Source organism: Zobellella denitrificans (assembly GCF_002407485.1).
In the GTDB taxonomy this organism is placed as follows: Bacteria; Pseudomonadota; Gammaproteobacteria; order Enterobacterales; family Aeromonadaceae; genus Oceanimonas; species Oceanimonas denitrificans.
This window is the reverse complement of the sequence record NZ_CP012621.1, coordinates 2,397,648-2,421,146: the sequence shown is the minus strand read 5'-3', so window position 1 is coordinate 2,421,146 and position 23,499 is coordinate 2,397,648. Positions and strand designations below refer to the sequence as shown.

The following is a 23,499-nucleotide window of genomic DNA, read 5'->3' as shown; positions in this document are numbered from 1 at the left end:
TTAGAAAGAAGGCGGAGTATTGGCGGAGACCAGCTCCAGCGGCTGGTCGCCGATGCTGATGAAGCGGTGGGGCTGGGTGCTGTCGAAATAGTAGCCGTCGCCCGGGCCCAGCTCGAACTCCTGCCCGCCCACGGTGAGCCGCAACCGGCCCCGGAGCACCACCCCGCATTCCTGGCCGGCGTGGCTGAGCAGCTCGGGGCCGGTGTCGGCCCCCGGCGGCATGGTTTCGCGCAGCAGGCCGATGGCGCGGCCGGGAAAGCCGCCGCCGATCAGACGGTAGCTGATGTCACCGGAGCCCAGCTCGGGCTGCTCTTCGGCCCGGTACACCACCGGGTTGCTGTTATCCTCGGCCTCGGCGAAGAATTCCGCCAGCGACATGGGCAGGCCGTCGAGCAGCCGTTTCAGGGAGCCGATGGAGGGGCTGACCTGGTTCTTTTCCACCTGGGAAATAAAGCCGTTGGTCACCCCGGAGCGCTTGGCGAGCTCACGCTGGGACAATTGGGCCTGTTGCCGTACGGTTTTCAGACGATTGCCAATGTCCATCTGCGGGAATTCTCCTTGAGTCCAATTGAATATCAAAACGGATGCGAGCAAGATAATGCCATCGATTCTATAACAAGATCAGGGCGATGCCGTTGATCCGGCGCGCATTCTAACCCACAACGCGGCCGACACACAGAGGTGGATATGGATATCGGAGTACCGACGGAAATCAAGAACCACGAGTACCGGGTGGGCATGACCCCCGGCGGCGTCAAGGAACTGGTGCGGGACGGCCACAGGGTACTGGTGCAGAGCGGGGCGGGCGCCGCCATCGGCCTGCTGGATGAGGATTACCGGGCCGCCGGCGCCGAACTGGTAACGGACGTGGCCGAGCTGTTCTCCCGCGCCGAGATGATAGTCAAGGTCAAGGAGCCCCAGGCCGAGGAATACCGGCGGCTCAGGCCCGGCCAGGTGCTGTTCACCTACCTGCACCTGGCACCGGATCTGCCCCAGACCCAGGGGTTGCTCGATGCCGGTTGCACCGCCATCGCCTATGAAACCGTGACCGACCGCCAGGGCGGCCTGCCGCTCTTGGCCCCGATGAGCGAGGTGGCCGGACGCATGGCGATCCAGGCCGGCGCCCATTGCCTGGAAAAGGCCCAGGGCGGCCGCGGGGTGCTGCTGGGCGGGGTGCCCGGGGTGGCACCGGCGCGGGTGCTGGTGCTGGGCGGCGGCGTGGTGGGCATCAATGCCGCCCGCATGGCGCTGGGGCTGGGCGCCGACGTCACCCTGTTCGACAAGTCACTGCCGCGGCTGAAGGAGCTGGACGGCCTCTACGGCCCAGGCCTGAAGACCCTGTATTCCACCGGGGATGCCATTGAAGCCGAGTTGCCCCGGGCAGATCTGGTGATCGGCGCCGTGCTGATCCCCGGGGCGGCGGCGCCCAAGTTGCTGAACCGCGACATGCTGAAACTGCTGCCCAAGGGCGCCGTGCTGGTGGACGTGGCCATCGACCAGGGCGGCTGTTTCGAGACCAGCCGGGCCACCACCCACCGCCAGCCTACCTATGAAGTGGACGGCATCGTTCACTACTGCGTGGCCAACATGCCCGGCGCCGTGGCACGCACCTCGACCTTCGCCCTGACCAACGCCACCCTGCCCTTTATCCAGGCCTTGGCCAACAAGGGCTGGCGGCGGGCATTGCAGGATGACGAACACCTGGCCCGGGGCCTGAATGTGCATGCCGGCAAGCTTTGCTACCAGGCGGTGGCCGAGGCCCACGGCATGCCCCATACCCCGCTGGAGGATGTACTGGCGGGTATCTGACGAGGAGCCCTATGCAGCTCGGATTGTTGCTTTGTGATCATATCGATCCGGATTTTCGCCGTACCGGCGGCGACTATCCCGATCTCTTTCTCGACCGTATCCGTGAGGTGATGCCTTCGGCCCGGTTGCGGGTGTTCGATGCCGAGGCCGGAGAACTGCCGGCGCCGGAGACCCGGCTGGACGGCTGGCTGATCAGCGGGGCCCGCCACGACGCCTTCGGCGACTACCCCTGGCTGGCCCGGTTGAAGGCCCGGGTGCATGAGCTGCTGGCGGCGGGGGAGCGGGTGGCGGGCGTCTGCTTCGGCCACCAGTTGCTGGCATTGATGCACGGCGGCGAGGTCGGCCGGGCGCCGGCGGGCTGGGGCATCGGCAACCACGGCTATCGCTGGCGGGCCGGGGGCGGCCCCGATTACCGGCTGCTGGTAAGCCACCAGGATCAGGTGCTGCGCCTGCCCAGCCAGGCCCGTCTGCTGGCCGGCTCCGCCTTCTGCCCCCATGCGGCCTTTACCCTGGGCGAGCGGGTGCTGGGAGTGCAGGGGCATCCGGAGTTCACTCCCGACTATGCCCGCTTCCTGATAGAGCTGCGCCGGCACCGGTTCGATGACGATCTCTACCGTCGGGCCATGGACTCCGTCGAACAGCCCCACCATGGCGCCGAGGTGATGGGCATGATACTGGCCTTTTTGCGGGGGGAGAGCCCCCAGGTACCGGACGAAACCGGTCACCCATTGGACTAAGGAGCAGGCAAGTGGAACTCTATATCGCCAACAAGAACTATTCGTCCTGGTCGCTGCGGCCCTGGATCTTGATGCGGGTGCTGGACATTCCCTTCACCGAGCGGCTGGTGCCCTTCGGGGAAGGCTCCAACTGGAGCAAGTTCCGTCGTTTCTCGCCCACCGGCAAGGTACCCTGCCTGGTGGACGGGGAAGTCACCGTCTGGGACTCCCTGGCCATAGTGGAATACCTGGCCGAGTCCTGCCCGGCGGTCTGGCCCAAGGCCAAAGAGGCCCGGGCCTGGGCCCGCTCGGCGGCGGCCGAGATGCACTCGGGCTTCGGCGCCCTGCGCAGCCAATGCCCGATGAACTGCGGCCTGCACATTGCCCTTGACGAGATGGACGATGCCCTGCGCCAGGATCTCGAGCGCCTGAACGAGCTGTGGCAGCAGGGGCTTGCCCGCTTCGGCGGTCCCTGGCTGGCGGGGGAGGCCTTCGGCGCTGTGGATGCCTTCTTCGCCCCCGTGGTGTTCCGGGCCATCAACTACCGCCTGCCGCTGGCACCGGCTGCCGCCGACTACGCCCAGCGCATCCTGGCGCTGCCGGCGATGCAGGAATGGCTGGCGGCGGCCCTGGCGGAGCCCTGGCGGGAGCCGGGCCACGAGCAGGAATCCCTGCAGGCCGGCACCCTGATAGAGGACAGGCGCCGGGGCCCGGGCTGAGGCCCGGTTTCGGGAGCCGCCCATGGATGAGCTGGCGGAAACCCTGCTGGCCGGGCACCAGACCCTGGCGCGGCTGGGGGTGGCGCTGCTGCTGGGCACCCTCATCGGCATTCAGCGCGGCTGGCAAAGCCGGGATACCCAGGCCGGCCTGCGGGTAGCCGGCATCCGTACCCATGCCCTGGTCGGCCTGCTCGGCGGCCTCACGGCCCTGCTCGGTGGCCATGTCGGTCAGTGGCTGACGGTGGCCGGTCTGCTCGGCGTCTTCGCCCTGACCCTGGTGGCCTACCGGGCCCGCAGCCGGGAGCTGTCCGATTACAGCATTACCGGCAGCGTCGGCCTGGTGCTGACCTTCTGCTTCGGCGCCCTGGCGATGCTCGACAACCCGGCCATCGCCGCCACCGCCGCGGTGATCACCGCCTTTATCCTCGACAACAAGCGGGAGATCCATGGCCTGCTGCAGAAGCTGCAGGAGCACGAGCTGGATGCCGGGCTCAAGCTGTTGCTGATCACCGTGGTGATGCTGCCGCTGCTGCCCAACAAGGACATGGGGCCGGGCGGTGCCATCAACCCTTATGAAATCTGGTGGATGGTGGTGCTGATCGCCTCCATTTCCTTCCTCGGCTATTTCGCCATCCGGGTCGGCGGCACCGAGAAGGGCATTTTCTTCACCAGTCTGTTCGCGGGACTGAGTTCTTCCACCGCCCTGACCCTGCACTACTCCCGCCTGTCGCGGGAATCGCCGGTGCTTTCCCCCCTGCTGGCGGCCGGTGTACTGCTGGCCTGCGGCACCATGTTCCCGCGCATCCTGGTGTACTGCGCCCTGATCAACCCGGCGCTGCTGGCCGACCTCTGGCTGCCGGTGCTGGTGATGACGCTGCTGCTCTATGTCCCTGCGGCCTGGATCTGGCGCCGCCACCGCACCGAGGCGAACGTGGACCAGCCGAGCCTGCATCTGAACCCGCTGGATCTCAAGGCCGCCTTCCTGTTCGGCGGCCTTATCCTGGTGATCATGCTGCTCGGGGAATGGCTGAAGGAGTTGTTGGGGCGGACCGGCATACTGCTGCTGTCGTTCGCCTCCGGGGTGGCCGATGTGGACGCCATCACCCTGTCGCTGACGCGGATGTCGCTGTCCGGCATCGATCACGGTACCGCCGTGCTCGGCATCGTGCTGGCGGCGTCGGTCAACAACCTGGTGAAGGCGGCCATGGCCCTGGCGCTGGGGGACGCCGTGCTGGGGCGGTGGGTGGCGCTGGCGATGGCTGCCTCGCTGCTGGCCGGCCTGGGACTGGCCTGGGGGATGAACTGAAACAACAGCTTGAAGCCGGAAGCCTGACTTTTAGTCACAAGTTTTTGTTGACTTTAGATCAGCAAAACATCGGCCAAAGCGCACAGCTCCTCCGGCACGCCGTGAACCCCTCCCTGGGGGCTCCGCCGCGCCCTCCCTGGCGCGGAGGGCCGGCGGAGCTGCGCCCTTTGCCCTCTCTATCGCCTCGCAGCCGCCTGTTGGCACCATCTTCAGACGACGTCGGAGATTGAAAGAGGCAACAGGGATGGCCTCCGCCGACCGTCACCTGCCAGGGATGGCAGGTGCGAGCCTACATGGACGTACTTGCGGCGTGTCGGCGGAGGTAGCCCTGCTGCCTCTTCTCTGCATCAAATCAGGCAGCCGGACTTGTGACCAAAAGTCAGGCCGGAAGCCTGAAGCTGGAAGCGGTACCATGTGGCCAGGGAGAGTGGCGTATTCCATCTCGACATGAGCCGGCCTTCGGCAATAAAAAACGGCGCCGTACATCACGGCGCCGTTTGCTATTTTTTCTTCCAGCTTCCAGCTTCCAGCTTCCAGCTTCCAGCTTCCAGCCGGTTTATGCCGGCAGCAGTTCCCGGTGCAGATCGGCCACCACCTGGCCGGCTACGTCTTCCTCGACCAGGAAGCACAGGTTGTGGGGGCTGGCGCCGTAGCAGATCATACGGATATTGACGTCGCTCAGGGCCTGGAACACCCGGCTGCCGGTGCCGTTGACTTCGCTCATGCGGTTGCCGATCAACGCCACCAGCGCCAGGCCGTGCTCCACCTTGAGGTGGCAATGCTTGCTGAGTTCGGCCTGCACTTCCTCGGTCAGCAGCTCGGCGCCGGCGTCCAGGGTCAGGGACACGCTGATCTCGGAGGTGGTGATGAGATCCACCGAAATCTTGTGCCTGGCCAGAATGCCGAACACCTCGGCCAAAAAGCCGTGGGCCTGGAACATGCTCTGGCTGGTCAGGGTCAGCAATACCTGGTTGCGGCGCAGGGCCAGGGCGCGGAACAGGGGCTGGCTGGGGGTGCTGTTGCGGATCCAGGTACCGCCGGCTTCCGGCGCCTTGCTCGAGCCCACGAACACCGGGATCTGGCGGCGCACCGCCGGCTGCAGGGTGGCGGGATGCAGCACCTTGGCGCCGAAGGTGGCCATTTCAGAGGCTTCGCTGAAGCTGATTTCGGGAATGGCGCGGGCCTCGCTCACCAGGCGCGGATCCGTGGTGTAGATGCCGGGCACGTCGGTCCAGATCTCCACGGCGGCGGCGTTCAGCGCCTCGGCCAGCAGGGCGGCGGAGTAGTCGCTGCCGCCCCGGCCCAGGGTGGTGGTGCGGCCGTCGTGGGCGGCGCCGATAAAGCCCTGGGTCACCACCAACTGGTGATCGCACAGGGGCTTGAGTTCTTCTTCCGCCGCCGTGGCCAGGGCGGTGAGATCGGGGGCGGCGCGGCTGAAGCGGTCATCGGTGCGCATCACCTTGCGCACGTCGAACCAGATGGCCTGGGTGCCCCGTTGGCGCAGCAGTTCCACGAACAAACGCGTGGACATCAGCTCGCCCTGGGCCACGATCTCGTCGTGCAGCGCCTTGGTGGGACTGATGGCGGCGCTGTCGGCCAGCTCCTTGATATGGTGCAGTATCTCCTCGATATGCCGGGTCAGCATCTCGGGCTGCCCCAGGCTGTCGAGGATGCCCTGCTGGATGCCGGTCAACTGTTGCAGCAGCCGGGCGCGGCTGTCCGGTTGGTGCTCTCCCGAGGCCAGGGCCACCAGCAGGTTGGTGACGCCGGAACTGGCGCTCAGTACCGCCAGGCGGGTGTTGGGGTTTTGCTCGAGAATGGCGGCGCAACGGCTCATGGCATCGGCGTCGGCAACGCTGGTTCCGCCGAATTTGGCAACGGTTAACTGGCTCAAGTGCAGCTCCTTGATGGTATGCATGCGAAAACAAAAACGGGGGAACGACTGCAGAGACGGGAAAGGTCACTTAGAAGCACTCCACCCACAAGGTGACAACCCGAAGGATTCAGCCTTCGTGGCCGACGGTGATGCGCTGCCCCGCATCACCACCTCGGCGTTATCTCCCCTGACCGGCGATCTCGGGAGTGGGAGCTCCTCCTGCCGGCTGCCTGAATAACGCGCCTCTTCTTTTGCCCGAAACGGGCTGCCATATAACTACTGACTCTGCCGGGCACTGTCAATGATTAAATGGCCAAATCCATTTATACCAGATCCTTCATCATGATTTTCGAACGGCGTTGGAAGTTGTACAGCTTCTGCTTGCCCATGGGCAGGGCGCTGACGTCCACCGGCTCGAAGCCCCGCTCCCGGAACCAGTGGATGGAACGGGTGGTGAGGATAAACAGCCGGGTCAGGCCGCGCTTTTTGGCCTGATCCTCCACCTTGTGCAGCAGCATGTCGCCCCGGCTGCCCCGGCGGTAATCCGGGTGGATGGCCACACAGGCCATCTCCGCCATGCCTTCCTCCGGGAAGGGATAGAGGGCGGCGCAGCCGATGATGGCGCCGTCCTTCTCGATGATGGTGAACTGATCCACCTCCATCTCCAGTTGCTCTCGGGAGCGGCGTACCAGTATGCCTTCTTCCTCCAGCGGGCGGATCAGATCCAGGATGCCGCCGATGTCGTCGATACGGGCCTGGCGGGCCTGCTCGGCGCTCTGGCTGACGATCTGGGTGCCCAGGCCGTCGCGGGTGAACAGCTCCTGAATAAGGGCGCCGTCTTCCCGGTAGCTCACCAGGTGGCTGCGCGGCACCCCGGCCCGGCAGCTGGAGATGGCGGCGCGCAGGTAGCGGGCGGTGCCGGACATGGTATCGCCCTCCGCCAGCAGCCGCTGCAGATGTTCTTCCGCCTGCTCGGGAAAGAGTTCGGCGATGGCCACCCCGCTTTCGTTCATCACCCCGCGCTGGGAGCAGAAGCCGATCAACTTATCGGCCTTGAGCTCGATGGCCAGCCGCCGGGCCAGCTCCTCGGAAGAGAGGTTGAAACTCTCGCCGGTCACCGAGAAGCCGATGGGAGAGATCAGCACGGTGGCGCCGTTGGCCAGCTGGTGGTGGATGGTGTCGGTGTGGATGCGGCGTACCCGGCCCGAGTGCTGGTAGTCCACGCCGTCGTCCACCCCCAGGGGCTGGGCGATAACGAAATTGCCGGTCACCACGTTGATGCGGGCATTCTGCATGGGGGTGTTGATAAGCCCCATCGACAGCCGGGCCATGATGTCCATCTGCAGGCCACCGCAGACGTCCTTGATCACCCGGAAGCTGGCCTCGTCGGTGACCCGGGTATGCTTGTGAAAGAGCCCTGCCAGGCCGGCTTCTTCCAGGCCCCGATCGATCTGCGGACGGGCGCCGAACACGATGACCAGCCGGATCCCGAGGCTGGTAAGCAGCGCTATATCACTGATGATATTGGGAAAATTTTCCTGATCTATGGCCTCGCCACCCAACATCACCACAAAGGTGGAGCCCCGGTGCAGGTTCACATAGGGGCTGGATTGACGGAATGCCTTGACCAGGGCGGCATCATTATCGCGCACGGGTTGTCCTTTAAAAAACGGAAGAAAACAGGGATCAATGATCGTGAAAAGTAATGCAAAAAACAAGATTAAATATTTACATTTTAACGGTTCTCCCGCTGCCGGCGATGGTGGCGGCAAGCGGTGGCGAGCTTGATTTTTATCAACGCCGACAAGGGTGAAAACGTGGATACTGCGTGCAACTTCAACGCCGTCGGGAGCAGGGCGGGCGAGCGCCGTCAGGATATAAAAAATGCGAGCAGGCGCCAAGAATCGCCCATGTCTTGGGGGTTGCTTTATGTTAACCTTTTTGGGTGTTTTGTCCGTGCTGGCGGGCAGAACCGCTGGTAACTATAGCCAAAACAACAAAAGCGAGAAAAAACAATGCAAAGGAAATTGTGCTTGTCCATTCTGGGAGGGCTGGCAACGCTTGTCAGTGCGCCCGTCCTTGCGGCCGGAGGACAACTGGATCTGACCTACTCCGCCGTCGGCTTTTTTGCTGTCTTTATCTTCGTCATCGCCTACCTGCTGGTGATGGGGGAAGAGTACCTGCATCTGCGCAAATCCAAGCCGGTACTGGTCGCCGCCGGTATCATCTGGGTGACCATCGGCTGGACCTATATCCAGCACGGCATCCCGGGGGTGACCGAAGCCGCCTTCCGCCACAACCTGTTGGAATACGCCGAGCTGTTGTTGTTCCTGCTGGTGGCCATGACCTACATCAACGCCATGGAAGAGCGCCGCCTGTTCGATGCCCTGCGGGCCTGGATGGTGCGCAAGGGCTTCAGTTACAAATCCCTGTTTTGGCTGACCGGCTTTCTGGCCTTCTTCATCTCGCCCATCGCCGATAACCTGACCACGGCCTTGCTGATGTGCGCCGTGGTGACCAAGGTGGCGGAAGGGGACAAGCGCTTTATCAACCTGTGCTGCGTGAACATCGTCATCGCCGCCAACGCCGGCGGTGCCTTCAGCCCCTTCGGCGATATCACCACCCTGATGGTGTGGCAGGCAGGCATCGTCAAGTTCAACGAGTTTTTCATCCTGTTCATTCCCTCCCTGCTCAACTACCTGGTGCCGGCGCTGGTGATGAATTTCTTTATTGAAAACCGCAAGCCGGCCGCCCTCTACGAGGAGGTGGAGCTCAAGCGTGGTGCCATCCGCATCGTGCTGCTGTTCCTGCTGACCATCGCCTCCGCCGTGGCCTGCCACAGCCTGCTGCACCTGCCGCCGGTGCTGGGCATGATGACCGGCCTGGGCTATCTGCAGTTTTTCGGTTACTTCCTGCGCCAGACCCTGCCCGGGTCGCTGGCGCGCAAACGGGCCCTGGCCCAGAAACGGGGTGACGAGGAAGCGCTCAAGCGCCTCGGCAGCGTGGTGCCCTTCGACGTGTTCAGCCGGGTTTCCCGCGCCGAATGGGATACCTTGCTGTTCTTCTACGGGGTGGTAATGTGCGTGGGTGGCCTGGGTTACATGGGGTATCTGGCACTGGTGTCCGACTTGCTCTACACCCAGTGGAACGCGGTTTATGCCAATATCGCCCTGGGCTTGCTGTCGGCCATTGTCGACAACATACCGGTGATGTTCGCGGTACTGACCATGCAGCCGGAAATGTCCCATGGCAACTGGCTGCTGATCACCCTTACCGCCGGCGTGGGCGGCAGCCTGCTGTCCATCGGCTCCGCCGCCGGGGTGGCGTTGATGGGGCAGGCCAGGGGCATGTACACCTTCTTTGGCCACCTCAAGTGGGCACCGGTGATCTTCCTTGGCTATGTGGTGAGCATTCTGGCCCACCTCTGGCTCAACGCCGAAAGCTTCAATATCTACGGCTAAGCCGGCACGCCGCCCCGTATCGGGGCGGCGTCCATTCAGGCTACCACCACAGGGTGGTGGCGCCCAATCCCACGAAGATGACCGCGCTGGCGCCATGTACCCACTTCATGGGGATGCGCTCGGCGCCTTTCCTGCCAAGCAGCACCACGGGCACGTTGGCGGCCATCATGCCGAGGGTGGTGCCGGCGATGACCAGCCAGAAATCCTCCACGAAGCGGGCCGCCAGCAGCACGGTGGCGAGCTGGGTCTTGTCGCCCATCTCCGCCAGGAAGAACAGCACGAAGGTGGTGATGAAGGGGCCGAAGCGGCGGAACCGGCCGTCTTCGTCGTCGAGCCGGTCGGGGATCAGCATCCAGGCGGCCATGGCGAAGAAGGAGGCGGCCAGCAGCCAGCGCAGCCAGTCCGGATCCAGCCAGTGTTGTATCCATACGCCTACCCAGCCCGCCAGGGCGTGGTTGAGCAGGGTGGCGGCCAGGATGCCGAGGATGATGGTCAGGGGGGTTCTGAAACGGCAGCTCAGCACCAGGGCGAGCAGCTGGGTTTTGTCGCCGATTTCGGCGATGGCGACGGCAAGGGTCGAGGTGGTCAAGGCTTCCAAGATGCATACCAGAGGGGACAGGATTGTTATCAACCAATGAGCAAGCCGTGCCGCCCGTCCCCGGTATCGGCATCAGCCTGTCAAAGGTCTCGTCAAACCCCTAAAGGTCACGGCCGCCATGGTGATTTTGCACCAATCATGTTGACGACCGTCTCGCGTAGAGCGACTACTCCCCCTTGTGCAGGAGCGGCCATTTTAGCCGCCGAAGGCAAAAAAGCAAGGGCTTAGCCACCCACCTTTTTGATCCGGAAGCCGGCCTTGGTCAGCAGGGCGGCCACCTGCTCCAGCCGATCGCCCTGGATCTCGATGACGCCGTCCTTGATGGCGCCGCCGGTGCCGAGCTGGGATTTCAGGCGTTTGGCCTGCTCCTTGAGCTGCTCCGCCGGCACGCCGTAGACGCAGATGACGCCGGCCCCCTTGCGGCCCTTGGTCTCGCGGCGCAGCCGCACCAGGCCGTCGGCGGGGAAGGGGCTGGTGCTGGCCGGCAGACCGTCATCGGCCCGCCAGCCGGGGTCCGTGCTGTAGACGATTTTGTTCATGATTTCGGCTCTATGATGAGTTGCAGCAGTTCGCCCTCCAGCAGGGCACGCTTGACCAGGGCCAGGCCGCCGATGGTCTGGTCGTCCTGGAAATGGGCCCGCACTATGGGCAGTCCCTGGTGGAAGCTCGGCAGGGACTGGTATTCGATGGCCTTGCCAATCAGGGGAAAGACGATGTTCTCGGCCTCGCACAGGGCGCCGGTGAGCAGCACCTTCTGGGGGTTGAACAGGTTGACCATGATGGCCAGGGCCTGGCCCAGGTGCTCGGCGGCGCGTTCCAGAATGTTGCGGGCCAGCTGGTCACCGGCCAGGGCGCACCGGCACAGCTCGGCCATGGTCAGCCGCTGTGGGTCGAGCTGGCTGTGGTAGCCCTGGGCCAGCATCTTCTGCGCCTGGCGCAGCAGGGCGGCGTCGGCCACCATGGTTTCCAGGCAGCCGAAGTTGCCGCAGTGGCAGCGATCGCCCAGGGGATCGACCCGGATATGGCCGATTTCCGCCACGTCTCGTCCCAGGCTTTTGAAGATGCGCCCTTCGGTGATGATGCCGGCGCCCACCCCGTGGTGCACGCTCACCAGTACCGAATCGAGGCAGTCGCGGGAGGCGCCGAAATAGTGTTCGGCCAGGGCCAGGGCGCGGATGTCGTTGCCGATGAACACCGGCAGGCCCAGGGCCTTGCGCAGTATGGCGGCCAGCTCGACCTGGGCCAGCGGGTAGCTGGGGTGGTAGATCACCTGGCCGCGCAGGGCATCGGTGAGGCCCGGCATGATCACCGACAGGGCAATCAGGTTGAGCTTGTCCGCGCGACGGGCGATAAAGTCGGCGATATGGGCGCAAAGCGCCGCCAGCAGGGCGTCCTGCGGCTGGGAGGGGAAGGGGTGGGTTTCCCGGCCGCAGGGGGTGCCTTCCAGATCGTACAGCGACAGGTTGAGTTCGCCCCGGCCCAGCTTGACCGAGACCAGGTGGAAGTCTTTGGTGACCGTGGTCAGCGAAATGGCCCGGCGGCCGCCGGTGGAGGCCTGGTGCTCCATTTCCCGGATCAGGCCGTGCTCGAGCAGGGTCCGGGTGATCTTGGTCACACTGGCCGGAGCCAGGTTGCTCAGCTCGGCGATCTTGACCCTTGAGATCGGGCCCTGGCTGTCGATCAGCCGGTAGACGGCCGAGCTGTTGACCTGTTTGACCAGGTCAACGTTGGCGATTTGTCCGCGGGTCATTGGGTTGTGAAACGTCCGTTTACCAAGGTGGCCCTGACGCGGTAATCCGTATCGAAGACCACCAGATTAGCCACCTTGCCGGCGGCGACGGAGCCCAGCTCCCGCTCCAGGCCCAGTGCCCGGGCCGGATAGAGGCTGGCCATGCGCAGCGCTTCTTCCAGAGGCAGCCCCACCTGTTCCACCAGGTTGCGGACCCCCTCGATCATGGTCAGCGCCGAGCCGCCGAGTGTACCACGCTCATCCAGGCATTGCCCATCCCGCACATAGACGGTGGCGCCGCAGAAATCGAACTGGCTGAAGTCGGGGCCGGCGGCGGCGGCGGCGGTGGCGTCGGTCACCAGGCAGAGGCGTTCGCCCAATACCTTGTGCGCCAGCCGCACATTGGCGTAATGCACGTGGTGGCCGTCCACTATGATGCCGGCGCGAACCTCGGGATGATCGTAGACGGCGCCCACGGCGCCGGGCTCGCGGCCGCTGGCGGTGGGGGTCATGGCGTTGTAGAGGTGGGTGGCGAAGCCCACCCCGGCCTCGAAACCGGCCATGGCCTGGTCATAGCTGGCGGCGGTGTGGCCCATGGACACCAGGATGCCGGCCTCATGCAGGCGGCGGATATGGTCGGCGCTGTTGCACTCGGGAGCCAGGGTCAGGGTGGCGATGACGTCGGCGTGCTGGCACAAAAAGGCGAGCATGGGCTCGTCCAGCGCACGGATCTGCTGCTCGGGGTGGATGCCCTTGCGCCTGACGTTGGTATAGGGGCCTTCCAGGTGCAGGCCCAGCACCTGGTGGCGGTGGCGGGCCATGTATTCCCGGGTGACCGCCACCGCCTGGCGCATGTCCCGATCGGGGGAGGTGATCAGGGTCGGCAGGAAGCTGGTGGTGCCGGACTTCAGGTTGGCCTGGTGCATGGTGTCCAGGGTGGCCAGGCTGATGTCGTCGTTGAACATGACGCCGCCGCAGCCGTTGAGCTGCAGATCGATAAAGCCGGCGCTGAGCAGGGCCCCGCCCAGGGCATGGCGGGGGATCTCGGGATCCAGCTCCCTTTCCGGGAGCCGGGTGGCTATCTTGCCGTCGGCGATCAGCACCGCGCTGTCTTGATGCAGACGCTCGCCGTCGAACAGGGTGCACTCGGTCAGGGCAAACATGGGGGCTTACTCCAGGTGTTTGATATTGTCGGCTTCCAACTGCTCGAAGTAACGCACCGTCTTCACCTTGAGCTCCATGGTGGCCGGGGTGTCGCACACGATGAGGCCGCGCGGGTGCAATTGCAGGGCCGACACCGTCCACAGGTGGTTGACGCTGCCTTCCACCGCCGCCTGTAAGGCCAGGGCCTTGTTGTGGCCGGTCACCAGTATCATGATCTCTTCGGCGTCCAGCAGCGTGCCCACGCCCACGGTCAGCGCCAGGCGCGGTACCTGATCCGGGTCGTTGTCGAAGAAGCGGGAGTTGGCCAGCCGGGTATCTTCGGTCAGGGTTTTTATCCGGGTACGAGAGGATAAAGAAGAAGCCGGCTCATTGAAAGCGATATGGCCATCGCTGCCCACCCCGCCCATAAACAGGTGGATCTTGCCGTAGTGTTTTATCTTGTCTTCGTAGCGCCGGCATTCGGCTTCCAGATCCGGGGCGTTGCCATCCAGCAGGTTGATGTTTTCCGGGGCTATGTCCACATGGTTGAAGAAATGCTCGTGCATGAAGTGGTGGTAGCTCTGGGGGTGATGTTTGGGCAGCCCCACATACTCGTCCATATTGAAGGTGACCACGTGGCGGAAGCTGACTTCGCCGGCCTGGTGGAGCCTGATCAGCTCCCGGTAGGTGGCCAGGGGAGTGCCGCCGGTGGGCAGGCCGAGCACGAAGGGGCGCTCGGCGCTGGGGGCGAAGGCCGCTATCCGGTTGGCGATATGGCGGGCGGCCCAGCGGCTGACCTGGGTGGCGGTGGAGAGGGGGATTAAACGCATGGCGGACACCTTTTAAGTTGAGTATCGAAGGGGGATCATATTTTTTATGGTAAAATAAGATGGGGTTATTGGCCAGTATTTCGGTCTTTAAATAATCAATTTAAGTGATTTTAATCACAAATAAACAGATCTTAATTTGTTGTGTGAATTATATCCGCATAGACTGGGTGCAAGCCGGTTTGGACAGAACAGGCTCCCGACAGACATTGCATAAGGAGAGCAGCCGTGAACGTGCTGGGTTATTTACAGAAGTTAGGCAAGGCGTTGATGTTACCCATAGCCACGCTGCCGGTGGCGGCGCTGTTGTTGCGCCTGGGGCAACCGGATCTATTGGGCATTCCCTTTATCGCCGAGGCGGGCGGCGCCATCTTCGGCCAGCTGCCGCTGCTGTTCGGCCTCGGCATCGCCGTCGGCCTGTCCAAGGACGACGCCGGTGCGGCAGCCCTGGCCGGGGCCGTGGGCTACTTCGTGCTGACCGGCGCGGCCAAGACCATCAACAGCGAAATCGACATGTCCTTCTTCGGTGGCATTATCGCCGGCATCATCGCCGGCCATTGCTACAACCGCTTCCATATGGTCAAGTTGCCCGATTACCTGGCCTTCTTCGGTGGCAAGCGGCTGGTGCCGATCATGACCGGCCTGGTGGCCTTGCTGGCGGCCTTTGTCGCCGGTTTCGTCTGGCCGGCCATCCAGCACGGTATCGACAGCTTCGGTATGGCGGTATCGACCTCCGGCGGTATCGGCCAGTTCTTTTACGGCCTGCTGAACCGGGGCCTGATCCCGGTGGGGCTGCACCACGTGGTCAACTCCATCTTCTGGTTCGGCCTGGGCGAGTGTCTCAAGGTGACCTACGAGGCGGCCGGGGCGATACAGAATATCTGCATGGATCCGGCCCTGGTGCGTACCCTGAGCGTGGGCGGTGCCGTGCCGGGCGTGGACGGGGCCACCATTACCCAGATTGCCGGCGAGGCGACCCGCGGCGACCTGCACCGCTTCTTTGCCGGTGATCCCACCGCCGGGGTGTTCATGGCCGGTTTCTTCCCGGTGATGATGTTCGGCCTGCCGGCCGGGGCCCTGGCCATGGTGCTGGCCGCGCCCAGGGACAAGCGAGCCCAGGTGGGCGGCCTGCTGCTGTCGGTGGCGGTCACTTCCTTCCTCACCGGCATCACCGAGCCGCTGGAATTCACCTTTATGTTCCTGGCGCCGGTACTGTACGGCATCCATGCGCTGCTCACCGGCCTGTCGCTGGTGGTGGTCAACCTGTTCGGGGTGCTGCACGGCTTCGGCTTCTCCGCCGGCCTGTTCGACATGGTACTGAACTGGGGCCTGGCCACCAGGCCCTGGACCCTAGTCGCCATCGGCCTGGTGTTCGGTGCCGTCTACTTCACCACCTTCTATTTCGCCATCAAGCTGCTCAACCTGAAGACGCCGGGGCGGGAAGCCGATGAGCCGCTGGCCTCGGGCCGCAGCGTCACCGACAAGTCCCAGCTGGCGCGGGAGTACCTGGAGGCCTTGGGTGGAGAAGGCAACCTGGCCAATATCGACGCCTGCATCACCCGCCTGCGCCTGACCATGAAGGATCGGAGCCGGGTCGACGAAGCCAGGCTCAAGGAGCTGGGCGCCAAGGGCGTGGTCAAGCTGGGCGAGCAGAACCTGCAGGTGATACTGGGCCCCCTGGCGGAAATCATGGCGGCGGAGATAAAGAGCCTGACCGGCAGCCGCTGATCCCTGTCCGCTCCGGACCCTGAACCGAAAAAACGGTGCCGACCCCGGGTTGGCACCGTTTTTTATTATTTGGGGGCATAAAGTGCCCCAAAATGGTGAAAGTGGCTATTTGAATCGGGCAAAACGGGCCGGAATGGGGCACCAAATTGTGACAGCTCAGGAATGGAGCGGGGAATGTGTAACCCACCACAGAGATTGATAAACCGGGAGCAGGCAGGAGGAAACGGGATCAGGTGGGACGAAGCCAGGGCTGGCAAGGGTTTGCGGGGCATGGCGTGGTCGGCGGCGGCGCGAGGCCGTTTGCCGCTCGAATTGATAAAAACGGAACGCGCTCGGGCGGCGTGGCGCCAAGATTGATAAAAGCGGCGGACGGCGGCCCGGTACGGGCGGTTTGATAAAGTCGGCGGGGTTGAGTGTTTAAGGGGCGTTTGATACGCCCCTTTTTCGTTTGTGCGCTGTGGATAAACAGCCGGGGCTATCAGCTGATGTCTTTACCTATCCACACTACCTGGCCGATGACCTGCAGGTGCTCCAGTTCGGAGGCGGGGATGGCCTGGGTGTGGTATTCCTTGTTGTCCGAAATCAGCTCTATGCCGCCGTCCCAGCGCTTCTGGATGCGCTTGGCATAAAGCTGGTCGCCCAGGCGCACCACGAAGATCTTGCCGTCGATGGGGTTGGTGCTGGCCAGGTTCACCAGCAGGCTGTCGTTGTCCTTGATGGTGGGTTCCATGGAGTCGCCCCGGGCGAACACCACCTTGAGCTGTTCGGGGCGAAAGCCGCGATAGTTGAGCCAGCGTTTGCGAAAGGCCAGGCGACGGGTAACCTCGGCTCCCTCGCCAAAGGCACCATGCCCGGTGCTGACGGCTACATGGTAGCCCTCGATCAGGGCATATTCTTCATCGAATTCGTCCTTACAGACGCAGGGGCTTTCCTGGGCAGCCGTCGCCGGCCCGCCCCAGTACATATCTTCCGGCCAGGGTTCCTTGGTGCCTTCACCTGTCACCAGCCATTCGACAGATATGTCGCAAGCTACAGCAATTGCGGCCAATCGGCTGAGGGTGGGTTCAGTCTCACCGGTCAGATATTTGCGGATGGTTGTGTCACTGATCCCAACCTTGCGACCAAAAGCTCTCATGCTTTCCTGTCCGATTAACTCTTTCAGTCGCTCGTTAAAGCGTCCGATCCCTTCAGGGAGAATCGGACCTTCTGTCTGATTCTGCTGGTTTTCGTCCGTTTCCATATAAGCCACTGATATATAAGGGGTTAATTTTTGTTGCTTCAAATATGCCGCAACCAGTGAATCGGACGCGACAAAAAGGTGTTGACGCAACATATGTGTCTGATCAATGCTGTATATGTGTCGCATTTAGCTAGATGCCCAGTGCGACAGTTAACCCAAAATACTAACACGGTGATACGTCATGAAGATAGACAATGCCAACCATATCCATGCGGCTCTTAGAGCCCAGGGGATGACCTGCCGGTCATGGGCCTTGGCGCATGGCTACCACCCCCGCACCGTTCTGCACTGCATCCAAATGTTCGCACCGGATACCGGACGGCATCCCAAGCGGCCACATGCCAAGGCCATTATTCAGGAGCTGTCCGAGACCATCGGCTGCGATCTGATGGGAGGCGAGCATGAGTAAGGAATGGTTCTCAGCGCAAGAGCTAGCCGGTATTGACGGCATGCCGTCAACCGACAGGCGAGTTCGCAGCCGAGCAGAAAAAGACGGGTGGCAAAGTCAAAAGCGGGCCGGCACCAAGGGCCTGGAATACCACCTTTCCAGCCTGCCGCTGGAAACCCGCCAGGCCCTGGCCAAGCGGGAAGCGGAAGCCATTGCCAAGAGTAATGCCCCCGCCGTTGCGGCCGGACGCGCCATGGCCAGGCTGGCCACCGGCCAGCCGGATCGGCGGGCGATGGCCAATGGCATCCGCCAACTGGTGACCATGGCCCCGCACAAGCGGGAGCGAGCGGAAGCCCGGGCCACCATAGTGCAGGCGCTGGAGCGCTTTTGCGCCCCCTATGCCGAAGTGCGGCAACGGGTGAAAGGCGAGCAGGCTTTTGTGGATGCCTACAACCGGCGCGAGCTGAGCTTGCCTGCCGAGGTTTACGCCCTGGTGCAGTCGGTGTCGTTCGCCAGCCTGCGCCGCTGGAGCAAAACCCTGGAAACCGAGGGCATGGCCGCGCTGGCCGGGCGCTATCGCAACGAACGCCAGCACAAGGTGGCCGAAAACCCGGACATGGCCGACTTCCTCAAGGCGTTGGTTACCGCCAAGCCGCACCTGGCCAACAAGTGGAATCAGTTGCACCGGCTGCTGGACATTTACGTGGCCAAGAACGGCCTGGCCTGGGAGGTGCCCAGTGCCTCCAGCCTGCGGCGCTGGCTGACCGGCTGGCTCAAGGAGCACGAGGCGGCCTTCACCTTTGCCACCAACCCCAAGAAGTACAACGACAAATACCGCACCGCGGTGGAACGGATGTACCCCTGGGTGAGTGCCCCCAACGACGTGTGGGAGTTTGACTCCACCCCGGTGGACGCAATGCTCAAGGAAGGCCGGCACAGCATCATCGCGGTGATCGACGCCTACACCCGCCGGGTGCGGCTCTTGGTCTCGCCCACCTCCAGTTCGGAAGGCATCTGCCTGCTGTTGCGCAAGACCCTGCTCAGTTGGGGCTCGGTGAACGAAGGCGGCCTGGTGCGTACCGACAACGGTTCCGACTATGTATCCAAGCGCACCACCGCCATCTGCAGCCTGCTGGGGCTGGAGATCAGCCGGGCCAATGCCTACAGCGGCTGGGAAAAGCCCTTTATCGAGCGGTTCTTCCACACCCTCAGCCACGGGCTTATCGAGCTGCTGCCGGGCTATATCGGCCACAACGTGGCGGATCGGGAGGTGATAGAGGCGCGCAAGGAGTTCGCCAAGCGGCTGGAAGAAAAGCGAAAGCCCGAGCATGAAAAGGACGGGTTCGATCTGCGCATGACCCAGGCCGAGCTGCAGCAACTGCTGGACGATTGGGTGGACGCCTATTACCACCGCCAGCCCCACGAGGGTGACGGCATGAACGGCCGCTGCCCGGACGAGGTGTACCGCGAAAGTCGCTACCAACCCAGGGTGATAGAAGACGCCGACGCGCTGGACGTACTGCTGAACTTCGTGGGCGAGGCCACCGTGCTCAAGGGCTTTATCAAGTTGGGCGGGCTGCGCTACACCGCACCCGAACTGCTGGAGCACAACTGGAAAGGCCAGCGGGTGCAGGTGTTTCAGGATCCGGCCGACGTGGGACGCGCCTTCGTGTACCGCAAGGGCAGCTGGGAAGAACGGGTGGAGGTGGTGGACACCAACCTGCTGGGCCGGGACATCAATCCCGAGCAGTACCGCACCAAGAAGAAGGAAGACGCCAAGGTCCTGCGCGGCTTTCGCCGAGAGATGCAGAACCTGGCCAAGACCTTTGGCGTGGAGCATCTGCATCAGGACGTGGTGGATCACTTTACCGAGCAGGCCAAAAAATTGGCCGAACTGCCCACCGGCAGCCGGGAGCATGGCGTTGATGCCATCCGCGCCCTGGGCGACGTGGCCAGCCGGCTGAAAAACCCGGAGGAAAACCGCTATTCCGAGGCCGAACTGGCCCACCTGGCGCTTAAGCGCGAGGCGATTGAACAGCGCCAGGAAGAAGTACAGCAACAGCAGGGGCTGCTGATCCGCAACGAGCACGACAAGGCCCGGCAACTGGCCCAGCAGTCGCTGGAGCGTGAACTGACGGCCAAGGAAACCGCCTGGCTGGAGGACTACAAGCGGCGCAACGTGCTGGGGGCCAAGCGGATAGAAGAAATGATGGCGGGGCGCAAGCTGGGGTGAGAGCCGCTAACGCCCCGCCAATAGCCGACCCGGACGGGTCAACCAAAACCAAGAAGAAAGGAGTATGTGATGAAAAACGTAGTAGCGCCAGTGAAAAACGTGGTGGCCGCGCAAGACGCGTTTGACAACCTGTGCAACCGCTCCCTGGGGGTGCCCGGTATAGGGCTTATCCACGGGGAAACCGGCTACGGCAAGACCACCGCCGTGACCTACCTGTTCAACCAGGTGAACGGCATCTATGTACGGGCCCTGTCGGCCGACACCCCCAGCAGCCTGCTGGGCCGGGTGATGGGGGAACTGGGCGCCCAGCCCATGGCCCGCACCGCCCGCATGGTGGACTACATCCTGGAGCACATGAGCATGTACGAGCGGCCGCTGTTTATCGACGAGGCCGACTACCTGATGGATGACGTCAAGCTGCTGGAAACCGTGCGCGACCTGTACGACTGCACCGAGGTGCCGGTGGTGCTGATTGGCATGGATCAGATCGCCCGGCGCATCAGCACCCGTCGCCAGTTCTTCAACCGCATCAGCGAGTGGGTGGAGTTCAAGCCCGCCGACCTGGAAGACGTGCAAATCGCCGCCGACGCCATGCTCGATGACGGCATCGGCATAGACGTGGACCTGCTGGACGAACTGCGCCGCCAGGCCAAGGGCGAAATGCGCACCATTGCCATCGGCCTGGACAAGATCGAGCGTCTGGCCAAGGCCAACGAACTGGACTGCGTCACCCTGGCGCACTGGGGTAGCCAGCCGTTCAAGAACAACCGGTGAGGCGTGATGTGAGCATGGGAAAACGTCGACTGGCCTGGCAGTTCCTCTGCCTGTGCCATGCCCGGGAACACGACTTTAGCGCCGAACAGGTGGCCCAGGCGGTGGGTATGAACAGCGAAAACGCCCGCATCTTCCTCGCCTTGCTCAACAAGGCGGGCCGGCTGGAGCGGGTGTGGCAGGGGCGTGGTGCGCTCAGCCACCGCTACCGCCTGCTGGATGCCAGCCCCCTGCCGCTGTTCAAGCGCAAGCAACCGCGCAAGCAGCCCCTAGTGCACCAGCGGATCTGGAACAGCGTGCGCATCCTGCGGATGTTCACCGTGGCCGAGGTGGCCGCCACCGCCCGCGCCTCGGAGATCACCACCCGCCGCTACCTGCGGGCCCTGGAGCGCAGCCGGCTGCTGCGGGTGGTGAACCGCGAAGAGGGGCGGGTGCTGTACCGGCTGAATCTGGACTCGGGGACCGAGCCGCCGCAGGTGAAGCCGGGCGGGGTCTATGTGCCGTCGCGGCAGCAGCTGTACCCCTATCGGGAGGAATTATGAGCGAACAATGGTTGGACGCACTCAGGGAGCGGGTGAGCCAGTCATCCCAGCGCAAGGTGGCGGAGGAGCTGGGTGTCAGCGCCGCCATGGTGAACCAGGCCCTCAAGGGCACCTATGGCGGCAACCTGGACACCCTGCGCACCAAGGTGGAGGGCGCGTACCTGGATCGCTGCGTGCAATGCCCGGTGCTGGGACGGCTGCCGGTGCACGAATGCGAAGAGAACCAGAAGCGGCCCTTTACCGCCAGCAACCCCCAGCGGGTGCGGCTGTATCGGGCCTGCCGGGCCGGCTGCCCGCACTCCCGGCTTGCCAGCACCGCCACCACCCAGCGGATTGACGTACAGCCGGCGGAGGAAGGGCGCTACCTGCTGGAGCAGCAACTGGCCTACTGCGAGCGCATGGCGGCGGGGGACGACGCCCGCCACGTGGAGCTGCTGCGCCGGGAGCTGCGCCAGGTGGCCCAGCGTTTAAACGACCTGTTATGGCAACGCAAATACAAGAGGACTTGAACATGGCTCAAACAGTGGCAATGCACAATCAGGCCCGCCGCGCCGTGCGCTGGCTGGCGGAACGCGGGGTCATGGCCCGGGCGGTAAAGGCCGCCCCGCGCCGGCCCTATATTGAAATCGACCAGCCCTGCCCGGATCTGGCCGGAGCTGCGGTGGAAATCACCCAAACCGTAAACGGCCTGCGCCGCCGGGTATGGGCCGCTCGCCTGGGTGGGTGTGTTGTGACCTGGGCAGAAGGAGAGGCGGCATGAGCAAGGTGACTTTGACCGTAGAAATTAACGAAGCCAACGGTGCCTTGTCTGGCACCTGTCAGGTGGCTGGTGGAAACCAGAAAACCCTTGCCTGGGCATTGGCCCAGGGACTGGCCAAAAACCTCCCTGAGCTGATGGCCATCATCTTGAACGATATCAACGAAAAGCAGCAGGAGCACAGCAATGCAACACACTGATACCACCATTCCCGCCGGTTTTCGCCAGAACGCCATGGGCCACCTGGTGCCGGAGGAGCGGATCGCCCCCATCGACAAACTGCGCGACGACCTGGTGCTGGGCATCATCACCAAGGCCAAGGCGCACCGGGAGGCGTTGGCCGCCTTCAAGCTGGGTGCCATGGCTGAGATTGCCGACTTTGTGGACCTGTCCGCCGAGGAATACGGCGTGGAGTACGGCGGCGCCAAGGGCAACGTGACGCTGACCAGCTTCGACGGTCGCTACAAGCTGGTGCGGGCGGTGGGCGAGCACCGGGTTTTTGATGAACGGATACAGGCCGCCAAGGCGCTGATCGACCAGTGCATTGCCCGCTGGAGCGACGGTGCCCGCAGCGAGCTGAAGGCGCTGATTGAACACGCCTTCCGGGTCAACAAGCAGGGCCGCATCGATGTAAACCAAGTGCTCAGCCTGCGGCAGCTGGACATTGCCGACCCGGAATGGAAAGAGGCCATGGACGCCATTGCCGACGCCATTCAGGTGAACGGCACCAGCACCTATGTGCGCATGTACGAACGCCAGGGCGACGGCCGCTACCTGCAGATCGCCCTGGACCCGGCCAAGTTGTGAGGTGCGATATGAAGCAAGCGCTGAAGCATTTGGACTTTGCCGCCTTTTTGGCGCTGGGTCTGCTGGTGGTATGCGGTCTTGAAGTCCTGGTATGGCTGTGGCTGCTGTGCAGCGGGAGGCTGGGGTGAACGAGCTGTTCCAGGCCAGGGTGACCGAGGGCGACATTGCCGACCAGTTGACCCAGGCCGAAACGCGGATTGACCTGAACGGCACCGACTACCCGGATGCCACCTATGAGGAGGGCGTGCTCGACGCCCTTAAATGGATAGCCGGGCTGGCCCCGGCTCCCCTGGGCACGGAGGAAGACTGAATGAGCACGTATCGCAAGCTGGCCGAACAGGCCGCGCAACTGGAGAGGGAGCAGTGTTACTACCAGGCCGCCGAGGCCTGGGAGCAGGCCTACCAATGGGCTTGCCAGCTGGAGAACCTGCTGTGGTGCAAGCTGCGCGCCGACTTTTGCCGCCACGCCCGCCGCTGGGTGGAGCGGGGCATCAACCGCCAGCATGTGGCCTGATGAAAGGGAGGGCAAGATGGAAGAGACGATGGAAAAAACCACTGCCGGGCTGGAAGCGCTGGAGGTCACGGTAAGGGAGAGCGGCGGCAGCTTTCGCACCGACCGGGTGTGCGGCCAGCAGGCCAGCTGCACCCACAGCCAGGCCCAAGCGGTAGAAGCGCTGGCGGGCAAGCTGTTCCGCCGCTGGTCAGTGACGCTGCTGGAGGAATACCCCCACAGCGCTACCGATAACCGCCGCAGCCGCTGGAAGATAGAGGGCGAGGTGGGTTAAGCGAAACGCCCCTGTGGGGGCGTCTGTCCGGCGTGGTGGCCGGGCACTGATGAGCAGCCAGGGC

General features: G+C 63.7%; 26 protein-coding genes, 1 other RNA gene, 1 pseudogene and 2 riboswitches. Of the genes and pseudogenes, 18 read left to right on the top strand and 10 right to left on the bottom strand.

Going from position 1 to position 23,499, the window contains the following annotated elements; translation table 11 throughout:
- Positions 1-543, bottom strand: coding sequence for a cupin domain-containing protein (locus tag AN401_RS11435; protein WP_094040703.1), 543 nt, complete (start codon positions 541-543; stop codon positions 1-3).
- Between the two features lie 144 nt (positions 544-687).
- Between AN401_RS11435 and ald the strand changes: the two genes are divergently transcribed.
- From ald to AN401_RS11415, 4 genes are read left to right on the top strand one after another with little or no spacing between them, the layout of a single operon-like run.
- Complete coding sequence (ald, locus tag AN401_RS11430; RefSeq protein WP_096779439.1) at positions 688-1,809, top strand: alanine dehydrogenase; 1,122 nt, start codon at positions 688-690, stop codon at positions 1,807-1,809.
- An 11-nt stretch (positions 1,810-1,820) separates the two neighbouring features.
- A complete protein-coding gene (locus tag AN401_RS11425) occupies positions 1,821-2,546 on the top strand; it encodes a glutamine amidotransferase-related protein (protein ID WP_096779438.1) in 726 nt (241 codons plus the stop codon).
- An 11-nt stretch (positions 2,547-2,557) separates the two neighbouring features.
- A complete protein-coding gene (locus AN401_RS11420) occupies positions 2,558-3,244 on the top strand; it encodes a glutathione S-transferase family protein (RefSeq protein ID WP_094040239.1) in 687 nt (228 codons plus the stop codon).
- Positions 3,245-3,266: 22 nt separating this feature from the next.
- Positions 3,267-4,550: an MgtC/SapB family protein gene (locus AN401_RS11415; protein WP_094040240.1), complete on the top strand. Its 1,284-nt coding sequence runs from the start codon at positions 3,267-3,269 to the stop codon at positions 4,548-4,550.
- 556 nt (positions 4,551-5,106) lie between these two features.
- On the opposite strand, the gene lysC is transcribed toward AN401_RS11415, so the two are convergent.
- Positions 5,107-6,444 carry a lysine-sensitive aspartokinase 3 gene (gene lysC / locus AN401_RS11410; RefSeq protein ID WP_094040241.1) on the bottom strand — a complete coding sequence of 446 codons (1,338 nt, stop codon included), beginning with the start codon at positions 6,442-6,444 and terminating at the stop codon, positions 5,107-5,109.
- A 66-nt stretch (positions 6,445-6,510) separates the two neighbouring features.
- A riboswitch (Lysine riboswitch) is annotated at positions 6,511-6,682 on the bottom strand.
- Between the two features lie 67 nt (positions 6,683-6,749).
- Positions 6,750-8,078 carry an amino-acid N-acetyltransferase gene (gene argA / locus AN401_RS11405; RefSeq protein ID WP_096779437.1) on the bottom strand — a complete coding sequence of 443 codons (1,329 nt, stop codon included), beginning with the start codon at positions 8,076-8,078 and terminating at the stop codon, positions 6,750-6,752.
- A gap of 363 nt (positions 8,079-8,441) precedes the next feature.
- Here argA and nhaD point away from each other — a divergent pair, with 363 nt between their 5' ends.
- Positions 8,442-9,887, top strand: a complete 1,446-nt coding sequence (gene nhaD, locus AN401_RS11400; RefSeq protein WP_096779436.1) for a sodium:proton antiporter NhaD — start codon at positions 8,442-8,444, stop codon at positions 9,885-9,887.
- 40 nt (positions 9,888-9,927) lie between these two features.
- On the opposite strand, the gene AN401_RS11395 is transcribed toward nhaD, so the two are convergent.
- The 5 genes from AN401_RS11395 to nagB all read right to left on the bottom strand — a co-directional run bounded on the left by AN401_RS11395 (position 9,928) and on the right by nagB (position 14,187).
- On the bottom strand, positions 9,928-10,485 hold the full coding sequence (locus tag AN401_RS11395) for a TMEM165/GDT1 family protein (protein WP_096779435.1): 558 nt from the start codon (positions 10,483-10,485) through the stop codon (positions 9,928-9,930).
- 22 nt (positions 10,486-10,507) lie between these two features.
- Positions 10,508-10,672: riboswitch (yybP-ykoY riboswitch) on the bottom strand.
- Positions 10,673-10,709: 37 nt separating this feature from the next.
- Entirely contained in the window at positions 10,710-11,024 is a 315-nt protein-coding gene (locus AN401_RS11390) for a translation initiation factor (protein ID WP_096779434.1), read from the bottom strand.
- Entirely contained in the window at positions 11,021-12,235 is a 1,215-nt protein-coding gene (locus tag AN401_RS11385) for an ROK family transcriptional regulator (protein ID WP_096779433.1), read from the bottom strand. Before AN401_RS11385 ends, AN401_RS11390 begins: the two co-directional genes overlap by 4 nt.
- Positions 12,232-13,377 carry an N-acetylglucosamine-6-phosphate deacetylase gene (gene nagA, locus AN401_RS11380; RefSeq protein WP_096779432.1) on the bottom strand — a complete coding sequence of 382 codons (1,146 nt, stop codon included), beginning with the start codon at positions 13,375-13,377 and terminating at the stop codon, positions 12,232-12,234. The genes AN401_RS11385 and nagA overlap by 4 nt, the downstream gene beginning before the upstream one ends.
- Before the next feature lie 6 nt (positions 13,378-13,383).
- On the bottom strand, positions 13,384-14,187 hold the full coding sequence (gene nagB / locus AN401_RS11375) for a glucosamine-6-phosphate deaminase (protein WP_094040248.1): 804 nt from the start codon (positions 14,185-14,187) through the stop codon (positions 13,384-13,386).
- 225 nt (positions 14,188-14,412) lie between these two features.
- Here nagB and nagE point away from each other — a divergent pair, with 225 nt between their 5' ends.
- The gene (nagE, locus tag AN401_RS11370) at positions 14,413-15,912 is read left to right on the top strand and encodes an N-acetylglucosamine-specific PTS transporter subunit IIBC (RefSeq protein WP_096779431.1); all 1,500 of its coding nucleotides are present in this window, start codon (positions 14,413-14,415) and stop codon (positions 15,910-15,912) included.
- Between the two features lie 478 nt (positions 15,913-16,390).
- On the opposite strand, the gene AN401_RS11365 is transcribed toward nagE, so the two are convergent.
- Positions 16,391-16,915 (bottom strand): S24 family peptidase, encoded by a 525-nt coding sequence (locus AN401_RS11365; protein WP_232513456.1) that lies wholly within the window; start codon positions 16,913-16,915, stop codon positions 16,391-16,393.
- A 12-nt stretch (positions 16,916-16,927) separates the two neighbouring features.
- Positions 16,928-17,047, bottom strand: a pseudogene (locus tag AN401_RS20315) (helix-turn-helix domain-containing protein); the annotation flags it as partial.
- 286 nt (positions 17,048-17,333) lie between these two features.
- On the opposite strand from AN401_RS20315, the gene AN401_RS11360 reads away from it, so the two are divergent.
- The 12 genes from AN401_RS11360 to AN401_RS11305 all read left to right on the top strand — a co-directional run bounded on the left by AN401_RS11360 (position 17,334) and on the right by AN401_RS11305 (position 23,498).
- Positions 17,334-17,561 carry a helix-turn-helix domain-containing protein gene (locus AN401_RS11360; RefSeq protein ID WP_096779429.1) on the top strand — a complete coding sequence of 76 codons (228 nt, stop codon included), beginning with the start codon at positions 17,334-17,336 and terminating at the stop codon, positions 17,559-17,561.
- Positions 17,554-19,773, top strand: coding sequence for a DNA-binding protein (locus AN401_RS11355; RefSeq protein ID WP_096779428.1), 2,220 nt, complete (start codon positions 17,554-17,556; stop codon positions 19,771-19,773). Before AN401_RS11360 ends, AN401_RS11355 begins: the two co-directional genes overlap by 8 nt.
- A 69-nt stretch (positions 19,774-19,842) precedes the next feature.
- Positions 19,843-20,547: an AAA family ATPase gene (locus tag AN401_RS11350; RefSeq protein ID WP_096779427.1), complete on the top strand. Its 705-nt coding sequence runs from the start codon at positions 19,843-19,845 to the stop codon at positions 20,545-20,547.
- A gap of 14 nt (positions 20,548-20,561) precedes the next feature.
- Positions 20,562-21,086 carry a hypothetical protein gene (locus AN401_RS11345; RefSeq protein ID WP_096779426.1) on the top strand — a complete coding sequence of 175 codons (525 nt, stop codon included), beginning with the start codon at positions 20,562-20,564 and terminating at the stop codon, positions 21,084-21,086.
- Positions 21,083-21,595, top strand: a complete 513-nt coding sequence (locus AN401_RS11340) for a hypothetical protein (RefSeq protein WP_096779425.1) — start codon at positions 21,083-21,085, stop codon at positions 21,593-21,595. The genes AN401_RS11345 and AN401_RS11340 overlap by 4 nt, the downstream gene beginning before the upstream one ends.
- A 2-nt stretch (positions 21,596-21,597) precedes the next feature.
- The gene (locus tag AN401_RS11335) at positions 21,598-21,846 is read left to right on the top strand and encodes a hypothetical protein (protein ID WP_157772246.1); all 249 of its coding nucleotides are present in this window, start codon (positions 21,598-21,600) and stop codon (positions 21,844-21,846) included.
- The gene (locus AN401_RS11330; RefSeq protein WP_096779423.1) at positions 21,843-22,043 is read left to right on the top strand and encodes a hypothetical protein; all 201 of its coding nucleotides are present in this window, start codon (positions 21,843-21,845) and stop codon (positions 22,041-22,043) included. Before AN401_RS11335 ends, AN401_RS11330 begins: the two co-directional genes overlap by 4 nt.
- Complete coding sequence (locus tag AN401_RS11325; protein ID WP_096779422.1) at positions 22,030-22,650, top strand: DUF3164 family protein; 621 nt, start codon at positions 22,030-22,032, stop codon at positions 22,648-22,650. The genes AN401_RS11330 and AN401_RS11325 overlap by 14 nt, the downstream gene beginning before the upstream one ends.
- Before the next feature lie 124 nt (positions 22,651-22,774).
- Positions 22,775-22,960 (top strand): hypothetical protein, encoded by a 186-nt coding sequence (locus AN401_RS11320; RefSeq protein ID WP_096779421.1) that lies wholly within the window; start codon positions 22,775-22,777, stop codon positions 22,958-22,960.
- On the top strand, positions 22,961-23,164 hold the full coding sequence (locus AN401_RS11315; RefSeq protein ID WP_096779420.1) for an ANR family transcriptional regulator: 204 nt from the start codon (positions 22,961-22,963) through the stop codon (positions 23,162-23,164). It abuts the gene before it with no gap.
- A 28-nt stretch (positions 23,165-23,192) separates the two neighbouring features.
- A complete protein-coding gene (locus tag AN401_RS11310) occupies positions 23,193-23,435 on the top strand; it encodes a hypothetical protein (protein WP_096779419.1) in 243 nt (80 codons plus the stop codon).
- Positions 23,434-23,498, top strand: an RNA gene (locus tag AN401_RS11305) — hammerhead ribozyme type II. Before AN401_RS11310 ends, AN401_RS11305 begins: the two co-directional genes overlap by 2 nt.
- Position 23,499 lies beyond the last annotated feature (1 nt).

What these genes read in the sequence shown, in the direction of transcription:
- AN401_RS11435 (WP_094040703.1), bottom strand. Translation starts at nt 543, where the DNA reads ATGGACATTGGCAATCGTCTGAAAACCGTACGGCAACAGGCCCAATTG.
- ald (WP_096779439.1), top strand. Translation starts at nt 688, where the DNA reads ATGGATATCGGAGTACCGACGGAAATCAAGAACCACGAGTACCGGGTG.
- AN401_RS11425 (WP_096779438.1), top strand. Translation starts at nt 1,821, where the DNA reads ATGCAGCTCGGATTGTTGCTTTGTGATCATATCGATCCGGATTTTCGC.
- AN401_RS11415 (WP_094040240.1), top strand. Translation starts at nt 3,267, where the DNA reads ATGGATGAGCTGGCGGAAACCCTGCTGGCCGGGCACCAGACCCTGGCG.
- nhaD (WP_096779436.1), top strand. Translation starts at nt 8,442, where the DNA reads ATGCAAAGGAAATTGTGCTTGTCCATTCTGGGAGGGCTGGCAACGCTT.
- AN401_RS11390 (WP_096779434.1), bottom strand. Translation starts at nt 11,024, where the DNA reads ATGAACAAAATCGTCTACAGCACGGACCCCGGCTGGCGGGCCGATGAC.
- AN401_RS11385 (WP_096779433.1), bottom strand. Translation starts at nt 12,235, where the DNA reads ATGACCCGCGGACAAATCGCCAACGTTGACCTGGTCAAACAGGTCAAC.
- nagA (WP_096779432.1), bottom strand. Translation starts at nt 13,377, where the DNA reads ATGTTTGCCCTGACCGAGTGCACCCTGTTCGACGGCGAGCGTCTGCAT.
- nagB (WP_094040248.1), bottom strand. Translation starts at nt 14,187, where the DNA reads ATGCGTTTAATCCCCCTCTCCACCGCCACCCAGGTCAGCCGCTGGGCC.
- AN401_RS11360 (WP_096779429.1), top strand. Translation starts at nt 17,334, where the DNA reads ATGAAGATAGACAATGCCAACCATATCCATGCGGCTCTTAGAGCCCAG.
- AN401_RS11355 (WP_096779428.1), top strand. Translation starts at nt 17,554, where the DNA reads ATGAGTAAGGAATGGTTCTCAGCGCAAGAGCTAGCCGGTATTGACGGC.
- AN401_RS11350 (WP_096779427.1), top strand. Translation starts at nt 19,843, where the DNA reads ATGAAAAACGTAGTAGCGCCAGTGAAAAACGTGGTGGCCGCGCAAGAC.
- AN401_RS11345 (WP_096779426.1), top strand. Translation starts at nt 20,562, where the DNA reads ATGGGAAAACGTCGACTGGCCTGGCAGTTCCTCTGCCTGTGCCATGCC.
- AN401_RS11340 (WP_096779425.1), top strand. Translation starts at nt 21,083, where the DNA reads ATGAGCGAACAATGGTTGGACGCACTCAGGGAGCGGGTGAGCCAGTCA.
- AN401_RS11335 (WP_157772246.1), top strand. Translation starts at nt 21,598, where the DNA reads ATGGCTCAAACAGTGGCAATGCACAATCAGGCCCGCCGCGCCGTGCGC.
- AN401_RS11330 (WP_096779423.1), top strand. Translation starts at nt 21,843, where the DNA reads ATGAGCAAGGTGACTTTGACCGTAGAAATTAACGAAGCCAACGGTGCC.
- AN401_RS11325 (WP_096779422.1), top strand. Translation starts at nt 22,030, where the DNA reads ATGCAACACACTGATACCACCATTCCCGCCGGTTTTCGCCAGAACGCC.
- AN401_RS11315 (WP_096779420.1), top strand. Translation starts at nt 22,961, where the DNA reads ATGAGCACGTATCGCAAGCTGGCCGAACAGGCCGCGCAACTGGAGAGG.
- AN401_RS11310 (WP_096779419.1), top strand. Translation starts at nt 23,193, where the DNA reads ATGGAAAAAACCACTGCCGGGCTGGAAGCGCTGGAGGTCACGGTAAGG.